Genomic DNA, 15,859 nt, shown 5'->3' on the forward strand with positions numbered 1-15,859 from the left:
CGACAGTTACTGCTCCGGCTTCAGGGCATCGGCACGCATGAAGAGTACCGAGGACAGTAGCATGGAGCATGTCGGGTTCAGGTGTGTGAAAGACAGGTAAGAATTGGTGCCTGATCATCGGGAGAACCTATGCAGAAGACCAAAATCCTTGCCTGGGCTAGGGATAGCAGCAAGGGACAGGCCTGGTGATCTTCATAAAGAATGACGGAGCCAACTTTACGATCACCGCACCCGGCAAAGAGGGCAAACCGCAGATGGTCTACAGCGGCAGCGACAGCTACCTCGGGCTTGGTGACAGCAAGTTGAAAAACATGTCGAAGCTGACTTTCTCAACTGAAAGCAAGCAGCCGGTGCGCATTTATGAACTGGTAAAGCTGCAGCCAGCTAATTAAGGAGCAGACCAGCGCTAATCCATAACAATGTGCTTTGAGATCAAGCCTACAGTCCAGTGAGCATCCATATTCTAGATAAACTCTCCATGAAAAAACTTCTGTACCTCATCCTCTTGGTTTGCCTAGCCGCTTTTGAAGCCGGCGCGCAGGAACTAAACATTATCCCGAGACCTAATGAAATTGAGCTGGCAAAGGGGCAATTTGAGCTTGGCAGCGCCAAGGCCATTCAATATACTTCCGAGGCGGAGAAAGAAGCAGCCTTCCTGCAAGCAGCCTTACAGGAGAGGTATAACATGAATCTTCTGACCAATTCCGGGAAAGGGAAGAAAAATACTATCAGTTTAGAACTGGATAAGAAGCTATCTAAGGACTTGGGCGGAGAAGGGTATAGATTAACCGCCACGCCAACGCAAGTGGCCATTCAGGCAGCCACTACCGCAGGCATCTATTACGGTGTTCAGAGTTTGCTGCAGGCCATTTATACTTCCGGCGAAAACCATGTTTTACCGGCGGTTGTGATCGAAGACAAGCCCCGCTTTTCCTGGCGCGCCTTTATGCTGGATGAGGCCCGTCATTTCAAAGGAAAAGAAGAAGTCAAGCTACTCCTCGACGAAATGGCCCGCCTGAAGATGAACACCTTCCACTGGCATTTGGTGGATGACCAAGGCTGGCGGATCGAAATTAAGAAATACCCAAAACTTACTGAGGTGGGTTCTGTTCGCAAGAGCACGCAGGTGGGGGAGAGAAAGTGGAACAGCAATAAGCAATCCGGGGAGCCGCACAGCGGCTTTTACACCCAAAAGGACATCAAGGAAATTGTAGCCTATGCGGCCGAGCGCCATATCAACGTGGTGCCGGAGATCGAGATGCCGGGTCACTCCAGTGCTGCTATTGCCGCCTACCCTTGGTTGGGCACCAACAATCAGAAAATCGAAGTACCGGTAAAATTCGGCCGCTTTTACGATATCTACGATGTGACCAGCCCCAAAGTGCAGAAGTTTTTCCATGATGTGCTGCAGGAGGTCTTCACACTGTTTCCTTCGAGGGTGATTCATGTTGGTGGGGATGAAGTGGGCTATGAAGCCTGGGAGAAATCACAGCAGGTGAACGCTTACATGAAAGAGCACGGCATCAAGACCTATGCTGACCTGCAGGTGCATTTCACCAACAACATCTCGAGGTATATTGAGCAGAACGGCCGCCGCATGATGGGCTGGAACGAGATCATGGGCATCAACATTCACCCAGACTTTGAGGAGAAAAAAGCAGACGCGAACGCCGAGACCCAGCTGGCCAAGAACGTGGTGGTACATTTCTGGAAAGGCGATGTGAAGCTCATCACACAGGCGGCCTCCAAAGGTTACCAGCTCGTAAACTCGCTGCATTCCATGAGTTACCTGGACTATGATTTCGGTGCTATCCCGCTTCAGAAAGCCTATAGCTTCGACCCTGTTCCGCAGGAGCTGAAGGAGGAGTACCACCAAAATATTATCGGAACGGGCTCCCAGATGTGGAGCGAGTGGATTCCCACCCGGGGCGAAATGCATTACCAGGTGTTCCCGCGCCTGGCCGCTTACGCTGAGGTGGGCTGGACGCAGCCACACAACAAGAGTTATAAACAGTTCAGGCAGGCGCTATTGCCGCTCCTGAAAGTATGGGAAGGCCGGGGTATCCATTTTGCTCCGCTCTCAGACGTTGAACGGGCCGAGAACCAATAAGAATCTGAAAAACGTCAAAGTATGGACAGCGGCATATATTGCTGCCCATACCTCACTTCAATTTTTTAGCTTATAGGACACCATATGAAAAGCAGACGAGGGCTACTGGCACTATACTTTCTCTTTGGATTCATACTTCAGGCACAGGCGCAGCAGGTAAATATTATTCCGCAGCCCGTAAGCCTGGATCTGAAGGAGGGGTATTTTATACTTGACGAAAATACTTCCCTCGAGTTTATGCGCAGTAACAAAGAATTGGCGGCCCTGGCGCAGTATTTTGCCAACCATGTAAAAGAGGTATCAGGATATAGCATGCCGCTGAACAAAAGGAAGGCAAAAACAATCCGGTTTGAGCTGGAAAGTATGGGGGATCTAGGGGCGGAAGGATATAAGCTGAGCGTTTCGCCGGATGCCATACGTATCAGAGGCAATACCAAAGCAGGGGTGTTCAATGGGTTGCAGTCGCTGATACAGATGCTGCCTGCCGTACGTACCAACGAGGCGCTGCAGGTGCCCGCAATGGATATAGCCGATGAACCCCGCTTCGGCTGGCGTGGCATGATGCTGGACGTGAGCCGTCATTTCTACACTGTGGATGCTGTCAAAGAGTTTCTTGACCTGATGGCGCTTTACAAGATGAATACCTTCCACTGGCACCTGACTGATAACGAGGGCTGGCGATTGGAAATTAAGAAATACCCGAAATTGACCTCCGTGGGGGCCTGGCGCCAGGAGATCCCCGGCAGCGTGTACTACAAACTCGACTCTACTTACAAAGAGCCGCTCACTGGCAAGCCTTATACCTATGGCGGCTACTATACCCAAGAGCAGGCCAGGGAGGTGGTGGCTTATGCCCAGGCTCGAAACATCACAGTGATACCTGAGATTGATATTCCCGGTCATTCGGGTGCGGCGCTGACGGCTTATCCGGAGTTTTCTTGCGAGCGCCACCAGCAGCAGGCGCCCAACTCGACGCTCTGGAACGGCGTGACGGACCCCGCCAAGGTGAACCTGAACTACTGCGCCGGCAACGACAGTTCCTTCCTGTTTCTGCAGGATGTGCTCACAGAGGTCATGGCTGTTTTCCCGTCGGAGTACATCCACATCGGCGGCGATGAGGTGGATAAGTCCTACTGGAAGAAGTGCCCGCGCTGCCAGAAGCGCATAGCCAACGAAGGCCTGAAAAATGAGGAGGAGCTACAGAGCTACTTCATCCAGCGCATGGAGAAATACCTGCTGGCCCATGATAAAAAGCTGTTGGGTTGGGATGAGATACTGGAGGGCGGGCTGGCGCCAACAGCTACGGTGATGAGCTGGCGAGGCGAAAAAGGGGGCATCTCCGCCGCCAAACAGGGGCATGATGTGGTGATGACACCAAGCGATCCGCTCTACTTTAACCGCTACCAGGCCGGCCCGCAGGGCGAACCCTTTGCTGCAAGATATTCCATCAACACGCTGGAGCGCGTGTACAAGTATAACCCTCACTCAGAGGCGCTGACGGTGGACGAGCGAAGGCACGTGCTGGGCGCACAGGCTAACATCTGGACCGAGTTCATCTCCTCAGTGGAGCACCTCGAATACATGCTCCTGCCTCGCCTACCCGCTATTGCCGAGGCCCTCTGGACGCCTCTGGAGAAGAAGAATTTCAACAGCTTTGTAAACCGTTTGAACGGCTGGCACTTTCCCAATTGGGAGACCAAAGGTATCCGCTTCCACTCGCTCTACTACCAAAGCCGCTCACACGAGGCCAACCGGGAGATAAGGCAGAAGCCGGTAAAATAATCCAAAGATTTTAGCGCTCCTTTTTACAGAACTAAACAGAAAAAACGCACTAAGATGAAAAGGCTCTTTTTGCTCATCGCACTTATACTTTCCACACTGGCAACAGAGGCACAGCAGCGGCCTAACATTGTGGTGTTTGTGGTGGATGACATGGGCTGGATGGATACTTCTGTGCCTTTTGCCAACAAAGTTTACCCTCTGAACGAACGCTACCATACCCCTAATATGGAGCGACTGGCCCGGGAGGGCATGAAGTTCACCAACGCCTACGCTACCCCTGTCTGCTCGCCTACGCGGGTAAGTATGCTTACGGGGATGAATGCGGCCAACCACGGCGTTACCAACTGGGCCATGCCCTTCAAAAACCAGAACTCCGACAACCCCGATGCGCAGCTGGGTTTTGCCGCTTGGAACATAAACGGGCTGAGCCCGGTAGCAGGCATACCTCGGACAGCCTATGCCACACCTTTCCCGCAGATCCTGAAAGAGCACGGTTACATCACCCTCCACGTGGGGAAGGCGCACTGGGCCAGCGCCGGTACGCCGGGAGCTAGCCCGCATAACCTCGGCTTTATGGTAAACCTTGCCGGGCATGTGGCAGGCAGGCCATACAGCTATCTGGGTGAGGATAACTATGGCAATATTCAGGGCAAGCCCTATGACGTACACGCGGTTCCGGATGTGGCCGAGTACTTCGGCACGGACACTTACCTGACAGAGGCCATCACGCTGGAGGCCCTCAAAACTCTGGAGGCGCCCATTCGCAACAATCAGCCCTTCTTCCTGCACATGTCGCAATTTGCCGTGCACGACCCCTACAACCCCGACAGGCGCTATATGCAGAAGTACCTCGATGCCGGCCTGAGCCAGATTGATGCGATGTACGCGAGCATGGTGGAGGGCGTGGACAAGAGTTTGGGTGATATCATGGATTACCTGGAGAAAAAGGGCGTGGCAGGCAATACCCTGTTTATCTTTATGAGCGACAACGGAGGACTGAGCCTGGCCTATGCCGGGCGCGGCAAGGCGCACACGCAGAATCTACCACTTAGAGCCGGGAAGGGCTCCGTGTATGAAGGAGGAATTCGGGTGCCGATGCTCGTGAAATGGCCGGGAGTGGTGAGACCTTCTACTGTCAGTCATTTCCCTGTCATTATCGAGGATTATTTCCCGACGATTCTGGAAATAGCGCAGGTGGAGAAGTACGAAGTAGTGCAGCAGGTGGATGGGATGAGCTTTGTGCCTTTACTCAAATCGCCTAACAAAAAGGCAGCTGAACGTGCCTTAGTTTGGCACGTGCCCAACAAGTGGACAAGCGACGATGGCCCAGGCATCAACTACAAAAGTGCCATCCGCGAGGGCGACTGGAAACTTGTTTACCACATGCGTGACGGCAAGCTGGAGCTCTATAACCTAAAAGCTGATTTGGGCGAGACAACTGACCTGGCAGCCAAACATCCCAAGCGCGTAAAGGCCTTAGCAACGAAGTTAGGGCAGCGGCTGCGGCAGTGGGAGGCCCCTATGCCATTGTTCAAGAGCACAGGCAAGCCAGTGCCCATGCCGGATGAGGTGCCCCAAAGTATAAATTAACAGTTATAAAAGCTTCAAGTTAAGCATACCCATATACCAAGATGAGAAAAGTAAAGACAGGCCTCCTCTTCCTTATGCTGGCAGCATCGGCACCAGCCATTGCCCAGAAAGCAGGAAACGACACTGAGAAGTACAACTCTGTCCGCATCCAGTCCGGCGACACCGAGGCCGACATCATCCGGAAAGCTGCCAACGTGGTGCCAACACCGCGGCAGTTGCGCTGGCAACAGCTGGAGCTGACTGCCTTCTTCCATATCGGCGTCAACACCTTCACTAATCGTGAGTGGGGAACTGGCAAGGAAGAGCCTGCCATCTTTAACCCCACACAGCTAGATGCCCGCCAGTGGGTGCGTGTGGCTAAGGAAGCTGGTATCAAACAGGTGATCCTCACGGCCAAGCACCACGACGGCTTCTGCCTGTGGCCAACGGCTACCACCGAGCACTCGGTAAAGAACAGCCCCTGGAGAAACGGTCAGGGCGACCTGGTGAAAGAAGTGGCTGTCGCCTGCCGTGAATACGGCATTGGCTTTGGCGTGTACCTCTCGCCCTGGGACATGAATTCGCCTGTGTACGGCACCGATGCCTACAACGATCTGTTTGTAGAGCAGCTCACCGAGCTCCTGACAAACTACGGGCAGGTAGACGAGGTATGGTTCGACGGCGCCAACGGCGAAGGGCCGAACGGCAAAAAGCAGGTATACGACTTCAACCGCTGGTACAGGCATATTCGGGACTTGCAACCCACGGCCACCATCGCCATCATGGGGCCGGACGTGCGCTGGGTGGGCACCGAGACTGGCTATGGACGCAAAACCGAATGGAGCGTCGTGCCAGCCGATAATCTCGACCAGACAGCCGTAGCCGCCAACTCTCAGCAGGCCGTTGCCTTCAAGCCGCAGGGCGATATGAGGGGAGAGGTGCTGGGCAGCCGTGAGGAAATCCGCAATGCAAAAGGGCTGGTATGGTACCCTGCCGAAACTGACGTGTCCATCCGCCCGGGTTGGTTCTATCACCCTGCCGAAGATGACAAGGTGAAGTCGCCGGAGAAGTTGCTGGACATTTACTACAGTTCCGTGGGCCGTAACAGTGTGCTCCTGCTCAATATCCCTCCCGACACCAGAGGGCTTGTGCATGAAAGCGATGTGAAGGTATTACAAAGTTGGGCAAAACTTCGCCAAGACACATTTAAGAAAAACTTTGCGGAGGGTGCCAGAGTGAAGGTGTCGGGTGGCAAGAACAAGAAGGCCATGCTCGACGGCAAGTATGACACGCACTTTACCACCAAATCAGAGAGAGACACCACGGCCGTCATCGAGCTGCAGCTGAAGGGCGAGCAAACCTTTGATGTACTCATGCTACAGGAAAACATAAGCGTAGGGCAACGTATTGAGAAGTTCGCATTTGAGTATTGGAAGGACGGCCAGTGGCATAAGGCTACGGAGGGTACCACGGTAGGTTACAAGCGTCTGCTGCGCCTTGAACCGGTAACGGCAGGCAAAGTAAGGTTGCGCATCGAATCCTCGCGCCTGAACCCGACCATATCGGAAATCGGCCTATATAAGAACGCAATGGAGTAGGCAAGTATCCGATTTCATTAATGCCAGTGGCGTCAGGTTACGGTATAACAGACCTAGCTGCGGCCGGCTTTATACTTATGCTTGCATAATTGGGCTGCTAAGTCACTTAACTTTTAATAAGGCTCAATGCTTTAAAACCATGCTTAAACCAATCACCCTCCTATTCACCCTATTGCTGCCCTTTCTCGTGCTGGCACAGGAGCCAGTGGGCATTATCCCGCAACCGGTAAACGAACAGCGCCACAAAGGCAGCTTCACCATCGACAGCCATACCTCTATCTACCTGGAGAACAGGCAAAAAGAGCTTAAGCCCGCGGCTAAATTTCTGGCGGTTCGCATCAAAGAGATCTCCGGTTATCAACTGCCCATAAAAAAACGTAAAGGCAAGGCTATCACACTGGCCATCGAGAGTATAGACGGTATTGGAGAGGAGGGATACAAGCTGGAGGTAAACCCTTCCGCGATACATATAAGGGCCAACTCGTATGCCGGTATCGTGTACGGCATCCAGTCAGTGCTGCAGATGCTGCCGGCCATGCGCACAAACGCTGTGCTGCAGGTGCCAGCCATGACTATCATGGACTATCCGCGCTTTGCATGGCGCGGCATGCACTTGGACGTGAGCCGCCACTTCTTCTCAGCTGAGTCCGTGAAACAGTACATCGACCTGATGGCGACTTACAAGCTCAACACCTTCCATTGGCATCTGGTCGACGATACGGGTTGGCGCATCGAAATCAAGAAATACCCGAAACTGACCAAAGTAGGCGCTTGGCGGGTAGACCATACCGACAAGCCTTGGACCGATCGGCCGCAGGCCAAACTGGGCGAGGAAGCTACCTACGGCGGCTATTATACCAAGGAGCAGATAAAAGATATTGTGGCCTATGCCGCGGAGCGCAATGTAACGGTAGTGCCTGAAATCGAAATGCCTGGCCATGTAGCCTCTGCCATTGCCGCTTACCCGCACCTTAGCTGTGGTCAAGAGCCGCAGCTACCTCTTACAGGTGGAGACTATACCAATATGGCTTCCAGCTACTGTCCGGGCAATGAGGAGGTATTCACTTTTCTGGAAGGTGTACTGGATGAGGTTGTGGAGCTGTTCCCTTCGCAGTACGTCCATATAGGAGGTGATGAGGTTGACAAATCCAGTTGGAAGAGGTGCCCTAAATGCCAGGCGCGTATGAAAGCCGAAGGACTGGAGAACGTGGAGGAGCTGCAAAGCTACTTTATCAAACGCATGGAAAATTACCTGCTCACCAAGAACAGACGCATCGTTGGCTGGGATGAGATCTTGGAAGGAGGTTTGGCACCACAAGCTACCGTGATGAGCTGGCGTGGAGAGAGCGGAGGTATAGCCGCTGCCAAGATGGGGCACGACGTAGTTATGACTCCTGGCTCCCCGGTGTACTTTGACCATTATCAGGCCGGGCCTGAAGGCGAACCGCTAGCCATTGGCGGCTTCAATACCTTGAAGAAGGTTTATGACTACGAGCCCATCCCTACAGAGCTAAATGAGCAGGAGGCCATGCATGTACTGGGTGTGCAGGCTAATGTATGGACTGAGTATATACCGACGGCATCACACCTGGAGTACATGGTACTTCCCCGCATGCTGGCGCTGGCTGAAGTAGGGTGGTCGCCAAAAGAGAACAGGGACTGGGACAACTTTAATCAGCGTCTACAGTCTCAGTTTAGAGTCTTCGACCAGAAAGGGCTTACCTATTCTAAAGGCAATTTTACAGTGGACATCAAGCCATCCTCCGAGGGAGGGGCGCTGAAGGTCAGTCTCTTTACTGAGGCTATGCATGGAGAGGTTTACTATACCTTGGATGGCTCTGACCCCTCCACGCAGAGTATACTGTATGAGCAGCCCATTCAAATGGACTCATCGGTAGTATTGAAAGCCGTAACCGTGGTAAAAGGCAACGTCATGGGGTTGAAGCCGGCCGAGCAGTCGTTTAGCATGCACAAGGCAGTAGGCCGCGATGTGCAGTATGAACATCCGGCAAGTATTCACTATGCGGCCGATGGTCCGAACTCCTTGACTGACGGTGTGCGCGGCAGACACGCCGTAGGAAAGTACTGGCATGGCTTTAGCCGCAAAGATTTGATAGCGACCATTGACTTGGGTGAGACAAAGACCATTAGCAACATCACCCTTGGTTGTCTGCAACACTACCGCGACTGGATCTTTATGCCATCCTCTGTGAGATTTGAAGTATCCACAGACGGAAAGAACTTCAAAGAGGCAAAGACAGTGAAGAACACGGTCCCGCTGAACGAGAAAAAAGCCACTATACACGATTTCAGGGTAGATTTCCCGGTGCAAAAGGTGAGATATGTGCGGGTAACAGCTCGCCACCTCTCCTCTATACCCGAAGGCCATAATGGAGCCGGGCAACCAGCCTGGCTTTTTGCAGATGAAATCATTGTAAGGTAAAAGTGATTTCCTTGAGCGGCAGGTTCATTTGAGGGAAAGGGATAACTGAGGGTAACAGGCTCCTGCCGGATCAAAGCGAAAAGCTTTCCTTTGTTCCATGAAAGAGCCCTGGTGGGATCTGGTGCCATAGACTGAACAGTCCCGGCACAGGCAGAGGAGAGCACCGCGCATACGCGGCCTGTAGGCACCTAAGCTACTGTTAAGGCGCATATAAAACAGTGGATTGATAGTAGCTATGTCGACAGGACAGAGACCTTTATGCACACAAACACCAGTCATAATGATAAATAAGTACAGACTATTACTCCTTTTGCTGTTCATCCTCAAGGCAACGTTTGCCCCGGCACAACACGCTAGAAAAGAAATGAATGCTCCGGACAGCAGTAAAATGCAATGGTTTGGCGCAGCCAAGTTAGGGGTTTTCATACATTGGGGGATCTACGGGGTAAATGGTATTCCTGAGTCATGGTCTTTCTTTAACAACTATATCAGCCACGAAGACTACATGAAGCAGCTCGGCGGCTTTACGGCTGCGAAGTATGAACCGGAAGAGTGGGCCCGGCTGATTAAAGGATCTGGAGCGCGTTATGCCGTAATTACCACTAAGCACCACGATGGAGTCGCCTTGTGGGACAGCAAAATGGGTGGCATCAATACATTAAAGCACACTGCGGCCAAACGCGATGTGCTTACTCCCCTTGTGGAGGCGTTGCGCGAGGAAAACCTGAAAACCGGCCTTTACTTCTCCCTGCCTGACTGGAGTTATGAAGACTATGACGTAGCTACCCGTACCAAGAAACGCTATATGCTGGCTGAGGAGCCACGCCGTTGGAGAAAGTATCTCAACTACTATCAGGGGCAACTCCGCGAGCTCTCTAAAACCTATAATCCTGATCTGTACTGGTTTGACGGTGACTGGGAGCACAGTGCCAGAGAATGGGAGTCTGCGAAGGTGCGGGAAATGCTACTTGACTATAACAGGAATGTAATCATCAACTCCCGACTAAACCACTATGGCGACTATGCCACTCCTGAGCAAGGGGTGCCCGTGGTAAGACCGCGGGATCCGTACTGGGAGCTTTGCCTAACCATGAACGATTCCTGGGGCTACTCACCGCACGACCACCACTACAAGAGCACGAACCAAATTATACGCATATTTGCTGACTGTATCAGTAACGGCGGTAACCTGCTGCTCGACATCGGGCCAATGCCTGATGGCACCATTCCGGAAGAGCAGCAGATCATACTTGAAGGGCTAGGGCGCTGGACGAAAAAACATGAAGAAGCGATTTTCGGAACCGTGCCTGGTATACCAGAAGGGCATTTTTATGGCAGTACCACCCTGTCACAAGACTATAAGACATTATACCTGTTCGTAGAGAACCAGGGAGCAGAATCAGTGCGCGTGAATGGGCTGGCTTCGTCGGTTAACAGTATAAAGGTGGTCGGTAGCAATGTCTCGCTGAAGCATGAAACTCAGGACAACACCACTTACATCCAAGTGCCTGCCAATGCTTATGATAAGGACGTGACCGTGCTGGCTCTATCTCTAAATGAGCCAATCAATTTAGCACTCCCTGAACCGATGAAACTGGAGCTGGCATCGCTTCAGAATGCAGGAAAACTGGATGCTGCACAGCGTAACCGTACTATTCGCCAAATCGCAGATAATCTGCAGGCTGGTAATAACCCTTTTCAGAGCACGGCGCTGCAACCTGACGGAGGCGAGGTAGAAAAGCTGAACTTGGCTGATGCCGGTGTAGAGCGCTGGGTGCGTAAGCACGCTGAAACGATGTACAAATCAAGTCCGGGGCTGCCTGCCGGTCATTATGAAGGAGCCACTGCACTATCGGAAGACAAGCAAACACTCTACCTGTTTGTGGAGGGAAAGCCTAACGGGCCTCTCGCCATTAAAGGGCTAAAGAACAAGTTGCACCGCATCCGGGTAGTAGGCAACGGAACGCTGCTGAGCCACGAGATATTCAATAAACAGTACTGGAGTGACATCCCTGGTATTGCCTACATTGATGTGCCTGAAGACCTCCTGGATCAGGACTTAACGGTTATCGCAGTGTTGCTGGATAAGCCCGTGGAGTTGTACCGCGAGGAAATTAAGCCGATTGAGAGTAACTGATTTTAGGTGAGGAGACAGGGCTGTCTTACCCTGCCCTCCAAGTGCATAAACTATAACGTTTTCGTAGTGTCTCCCTCTTGCCTTTGAAAGAGGAGGGAGGCACTTTAAATTTGGGCATGGCTGAATGTTGCCTAACCAGGTGCCTGGCCTTTCTATACCGATGGCCACAAAAGCAGAGGGGAAAACATAGATCGTGAAGCAGAAGGGGCAATATCGGTAGTCTATAGCAGCTGTTTACTTATCCAAAGGAAGCATTCAGTTACCCATTTCACCAATCAGCACCAGGTATACATGCTTCTTTAGACGATGCTTTCCCCAACCAGAAGCTAATAAATACTAGCCTGCGTATCCTGCAGAAGCTAATACGTTCTCCTAAAGGAGCATCGGCACCCATAAAGATGTATCAATGTGCTGGTCCCAAGTAGGGATTAGGGAGTTAAGGGGAGGGCATCAGGATTGCCCTCCTGATGCCTTGTAGTAGTGCACGAGGCAGAGAAGCATTACAGGGATAGCTTGGAGTACAGATAAAGCTCCCAAAGTACATGATTCTTCATCTGAAATCTCAAGCGAATTAAGGAGCCGGAGGGTAAGCCTCCACGGCCAGAAGAAGCCTGAGAAACCACGTGAGGTTCCGGCACTGTGTACGAATCAGGAAAATGAAAAGGCAGGCCCCTATTGTATGATGAGGTCTGCCTCTCCTGTAAATCCTGCTGGCTCCGTTATTCAACTACTATTTCATCGGCAAAGAGCCATGCTTTACGTTTGTCCCCTTCAGTGCCTGAGTGCGGATTTTTAGCAGTTACTTTAATGTATCGTACTTTCTTCATCGGCACTTCCGCGGTCAGTACTTCTTTAAACACGCCAGGTTTGTCTGATAGCTCCGTTATCACCTTCACCGTTTTATACTTCTTACCATTTTTAGATACTGCGAACTCTACTTGGGCAGGCAACTGAATGCCGTCGTTCTTTGTCTGCAGGTAAGAGCTAATGATGCGGCTGATGCGTTTTTTTTCTTTTAAATCAATCACAGCCTCCATGTCTGTGCCAAAGAAGCCAAGCCAGTGGCCGTTAGTGAAGCTATTGCTTGCCAGCTGTCCATCCACCAATGTAAGGGGACCGGCTGCTGTGTATCGCTGGTGGGGTGCATGTTTCAAGGCCACACGATGCGCAAAGGCCTTGTGCAGCCTTAGATCTTTGGTACTGACCTTGCCCAACGGATCTCCTTTCTCGTCAAAAGAGGCCGCCTTGATAGTCGCTGAATTTGTCAATTTGAAAGGCGTGGTATAGGGCAAAGATTTAGTTGTCGGTTCGGTCCCATCCAGTGTGTAAAATATCCGTGGCCCTTTAGCATTTGTAGCAAGTGTTACAGTAGCTAGACCCCGTGTTGAATCTACCGAGATACTTTGCTTCACATTAAAAGTACTGCGAGCATAGTTTATTCCCATCGCATCGTAGCGTCGGTACTGCTGCTGCATGCGTGTCTGGAAATCATCCCAGTCTTTCTTATTGGCTGGCGTCCAAAGCACTTCCGACAGAGCCGACATGCGGGGCATGATCATGTACTCCACGTGCTCTGTGGTAGGAATATATTCGGTCCAGACGTTTGCTTGCGCCCCAAGTATGTACTTTTTCTCTTCTGCAGACAAATCTGCAGGTGTTGGTTCAAAAGAGTATACTTTCTCCAAGGTAGTATTACCACCGATCGCCGTAGGCTCCAGGCTTGGGTCTCCCTGGTAATGGTCAAAGTACACATGCGAGCCAGGAGTCATAACTACGTAGTGGTGTTGCTTTGCAGCGGCTATACCTCCTTCGGTACCACGCCAAGACATAACATAGGCATTTGGTGCCAAACCACCTTCCAAGATTTCATCCCAACCGATGATGGTTCTGCCTTTAGCGTTTAGAAACCTCTCCATGCGCTGTATAAAGTAGCTCTGCAGTTCGTGTTCGTCCTTTAAGCCCTCACTGGCGATTCGCTTCTGACATTTAGGACATTCTTTCCAGCGGGCTTTTGGCGACTCGTCGCCACCAATATGCACAATCTTACTTGGAAAAAGCGCCAGTACTTCTGTCATCACATCCTCCAGAAAAGTGAAGGTCTGTTCATTTCCGGCACAATATACATCGTCAAAAACACCCCATTTCTTCTCTACTTCAAATGGACCTCCTGTGCATGAAAGCTCCGGATAAGCGGCCAAGGCAGCCACTGAATGGCCTGGCATCTCGATCTCCGGAACAACCGTGATGTAACGCTCCTGTGCGTACTTTACCACGTCTTTAATCTGCTCCTGGGTATAATAACCTCCATAACGCTCATCCGTGAACTTATGCGGTTGCTCACTGTAGTGCCCAACCAAAGTACCATCACGCCAAGCACCCACTTGAGTCAACTTTGGGTACTTCTTGATTTCGATGCGCCAGCCCTGGTCTTCCGTTAGGTGCCAATGGAAAGTGTTCATCTTGTGCATGGCTAGGTAATCAATGTATTGCTTCACGAACTCCACTGGAAAAAAGTGGCGCCCTACATCAAGGTGCATGCCACGCCACTGGTAACGTGGCTTGTCTATGATCTTTAAAGCAGGAATATTTACGGGGGCCGTAGTAGGTTGTGCCGGCAGTAGCTGACGTATTGTTTGCGTGCCCAAGAAAATGCCTTGAGGTTCTCTTGCTGCAAGTACAATTTTATCTGTTGTTATATCCAAAGTGTATCCTTCTGCTCCCAGCGTATCAACCGATGTATTGAGCGTCACGTGGAGGTAATTGCTGCTGTTTTTCTCCGGAACTTTCTGCTCCACTGCAGGCTGCATGCTGGTCATGTCTTTGATGTGCTTCGCAAGATACTCTCCGATCCTTAGTAGTTCGTCATTTTGTGGGTCAACCAGAATCCTAGTGTCCTTCGAGAGCTTAAAGCTGGCGTTCTGTTGTGTTAGCATTGCAGGCTTGGGAATAATGGAGAGGTTTTGCTGCTGCAAGACTGTTGCTTGTCCTAAGGCTGACGCAGGGCTGAGTAATACCAATGATGCAATACCCACTGAGGAGGCAAGCCTTGAGATTATTTTCTTTATTGACATAACTATACTTTATGATAGGATAATTTAGCTTTGTTCTTTGTTTGAAAGAGGGCCGCGGCCCCTAATATCGCTGCTTTGTCAATTTCTGATGGCTCTATAATCAGTTTTTCTATGACAGCTCTGAAAGGATATGATTCTAAACTAACACGCATTGCCTTCTCAAACAGCGGATAGCTTTTGCTTATTGATCCACCTAAGAATATTGCCTCTGGAGACAGGGCATACAGAACTACTTTTATGGCATTCCCAAGGTGATAACCAAACTGCTCAAACATCTCCAACGCACTGGTATTACCTCCTTCAGCGAGTGCTTGGACTAATAAGCCATTAGTGCCAAACTCATTCTTAAATAGCTTTCCGCTGCAATAATCCTCAATCGTTTTGCCCAAGTAGGGAATCCCGCCAAATTCACCAGCACTGGCAAGAGTGCCGGAGTACAGTTTGTTACTTGCAATGATACCGGTTCCGAAACCAGAGCCTAGTGTGATGCCCACAATATTCTTGAACTTCTTTCCCTTTCCATATATCTTCTCTCCAAGAACAAAGGAGTTTGCATCGTTGGTGACATAGACAGGTTTATTAAAGTAGTCTTCCAAGTATTGCTTTAGGTGTACTTCTTTCCAAGAGGGTATGTTCTTTACACCGCAAACGATACCCCTCTTTTCATCAACTAAGCCCGGTACTCCTATTCCAATTCCCACTGTTTCAGAATCAATTAGATACTCAATTCCTTCTGCCGTTTCTTTAAGAACCTGTTCTTTTGGAGCATGAGCCGATGTAGCTAGCCTTATCTCTGAGAGTACTTTACCGTCTTGTACTACACCAACATGCGTTTTCGTAGCTCCTATGTCTACACCTATAATTTTCTGGCTTTGCTGCATCTTTCTAATGATTTATACATGAAGATTAATTATAACAGTCTGGCTTTCCCTAAATCAAACAAGTTACTAATGGTATTAGAAGGTAAGTGCCTTCTTTAGAGTTGGAGACGAACTATATAGAAGTACCCTATATCTCCTGTATCTTTTGCCGCCTTATTTAGTTTCTTTAAAATTTCCACCGCACAAAGGCCTCCATCGCCTCATACTCGGCCAACCCCAGTCGGTCATATGATCGGGCAGTCTCACTGGTCCGTTCTTCGGCCCGCAC

The 15,859-nt window shown here is 50.9% G+C and carries 9 protein-coding genes and 1 pseudogene; 7 read left to right on the top strand and 3 right to left on the bottom strand.

What is annotated here, in order from left to right:
* Positions 1–185 precede the first annotated feature (185 nt).
* The 7 genes from CHB92_RS24745 to CHB92_RS24775 all read left to right on the top strand — a co-directional run bounded on the left by CHB92_RS24745 (position 186) and on the right by CHB92_RS24775 (position 11,639).
* Positions 186–392 (top strand): hypothetical protein, encoded by a 207-nt coding sequence (locus CHB92_RS24745; protein ID WP_089321924.1) that lies wholly within the window; start codon positions 186–188, stop codon positions 390–392.
* An 86-nt stretch (positions 393–478) separates the two neighbouring features.
* Complete coding sequence (locus CHB92_RS24750; RefSeq protein ID WP_089321925.1) at positions 479–2,110, top strand: beta-N-acetylhexosaminidase; 1,632 nt, start codon at positions 479–481, stop codon at positions 2,108–2,110.
* An 84-nt stretch (positions 2,111–2,194) separates the two neighbouring features.
* Positions 2,195–3,892, top strand: coding sequence for a beta-N-acetylhexosaminidase (locus CHB92_RS24755; protein ID WP_089321926.1), 1,698 nt, complete (start codon positions 2,195–2,197; stop codon positions 3,890–3,892).
* Between the two features lie 54 nt (positions 3,893–3,946).
* The gene (locus CHB92_RS24760; RefSeq protein WP_089321927.1) at positions 3,947–5,482 is read left to right on the top strand and encodes a sulfatase; all 1,536 of its coding nucleotides are present in this window, start codon (positions 3,947–3,949) and stop codon (positions 5,480–5,482) included.
* Positions 5,483–5,523: 41 nt separating this feature from the next.
* Positions 5,524–7,059 (top strand): alpha-L-fucosidase, encoded by a 1,536-nt coding sequence (locus CHB92_RS24765; protein ID WP_089321928.1) that lies wholly within the window; start codon positions 5,524–5,526, stop codon positions 7,057–7,059.
* Positions 7,060–7,198: 139 nt separating this feature from the next.
* Positions 7,199–9,502, top strand: a complete 2,304-nt coding sequence (locus tag CHB92_RS24770) for a glycoside hydrolase family 20 protein (protein WP_089321929.1) — start codon at positions 7,199–7,201, stop codon at positions 9,500–9,502.
* A gap of 280 nt (positions 9,503–9,782) precedes the next feature.
* On the top strand, positions 9,783–11,639 hold the full coding sequence (locus CHB92_RS24775; RefSeq protein WP_089321930.1) for an alpha-L-fucosidase: 1,857 nt from the start codon (positions 9,783–9,785) through the stop codon (positions 11,637–11,639).
* 719 nt (positions 11,640–12,358) lie between these two features.
* Here the strand turns inward: CHB92_RS24775 and CHB92_RS24780 are convergent.
* The 3 genes and pseudogenes from CHB92_RS24780 to CHB92_RS26540 form a co-directional block, all read right to left on the bottom strand.
* Positions 12,359–14,710 (bottom strand): glycoside hydrolase family 20 protein, encoded by a 2,352-nt coding sequence (locus CHB92_RS24780; protein WP_089321931.1) that lies wholly within the window; start codon positions 14,708–14,710, stop codon positions 12,359–12,361.
* Between the two features lie 2 nt (positions 14,711–14,712).
* Positions 14,713–15,591, bottom strand: a complete 879-nt coding sequence (locus CHB92_RS24785; protein WP_089321932.1) for an ROK family protein — start codon at positions 15,589–15,591, stop codon at positions 14,713–14,715.
* Between the two features lie 166 nt (positions 15,592–15,757).
* A pseudogene (locus tag CHB92_RS26540) lies at positions 15,758–15,859 on the bottom strand (PIG-L family deacetylase); the annotation flags it as partial.

Source organism: Pontibacter ummariensis (assembly GCF_900188175.1).
Taxonomy (GTDB): Bacteria; Bacteroidota; Bacteroidia; order Cytophagales; family Hymenobacteraceae; genus Pontibacter; species Pontibacter ummariensis.

Excerpts from the sequence above, each read along its gene's own strand:
- CHB92_RS24765 (WP_089321928.1), top strand. The coding sequence starts at position 5,524 with ATGAGAAAAGTAAAGACAGGCCTCCTCTTCCTTATGCTGGCAGCATCG.
- CHB92_RS24750 (WP_089321925.1), top strand. The coding sequence starts at position 479 with ATGAAAAAACTTCTGTACCTCATCCTCTTGGTTTGCCTAGCCGCTTTT.
- CHB92_RS24760 (WP_089321927.1), top strand. The coding sequence starts at position 3,947 with ATGAAAAGGCTCTTTTTGCTCATCGCACTTATACTTTCCACACTGGCA.
- CHB92_RS24775 (WP_089321930.1), top strand. The coding sequence starts at position 9,783 with ATGATAAATAAGTACAGACTATTACTCCTTTTGCTGTTCATCCTCAAG.
- CHB92_RS24785 (WP_089321932.1), bottom strand. The coding sequence starts at position 15,591 with ATGCAGCAAAGCCAGAAAATTATAGGTGTAGACATAGGAGCTACGAAA.
- CHB92_RS24755 (WP_089321926.1), top strand. The coding sequence starts at position 2,195 with ATGAAAAGCAGACGAGGGCTACTGGCACTATACTTTCTCTTTGGATTC.
- CHB92_RS24770 (WP_089321929.1), top strand. The coding sequence starts at position 7,199 with ATGCTTAAACCAATCACCCTCCTATTCACCCTATTGCTGCCCTTTCTC.
- CHB92_RS24780 (WP_089321931.1), bottom strand. The coding sequence starts at position 14,710 with ATGTCAATAAAGAAAATAATCTCAAGGCTTGCCTCCTCAGTGGGTATT.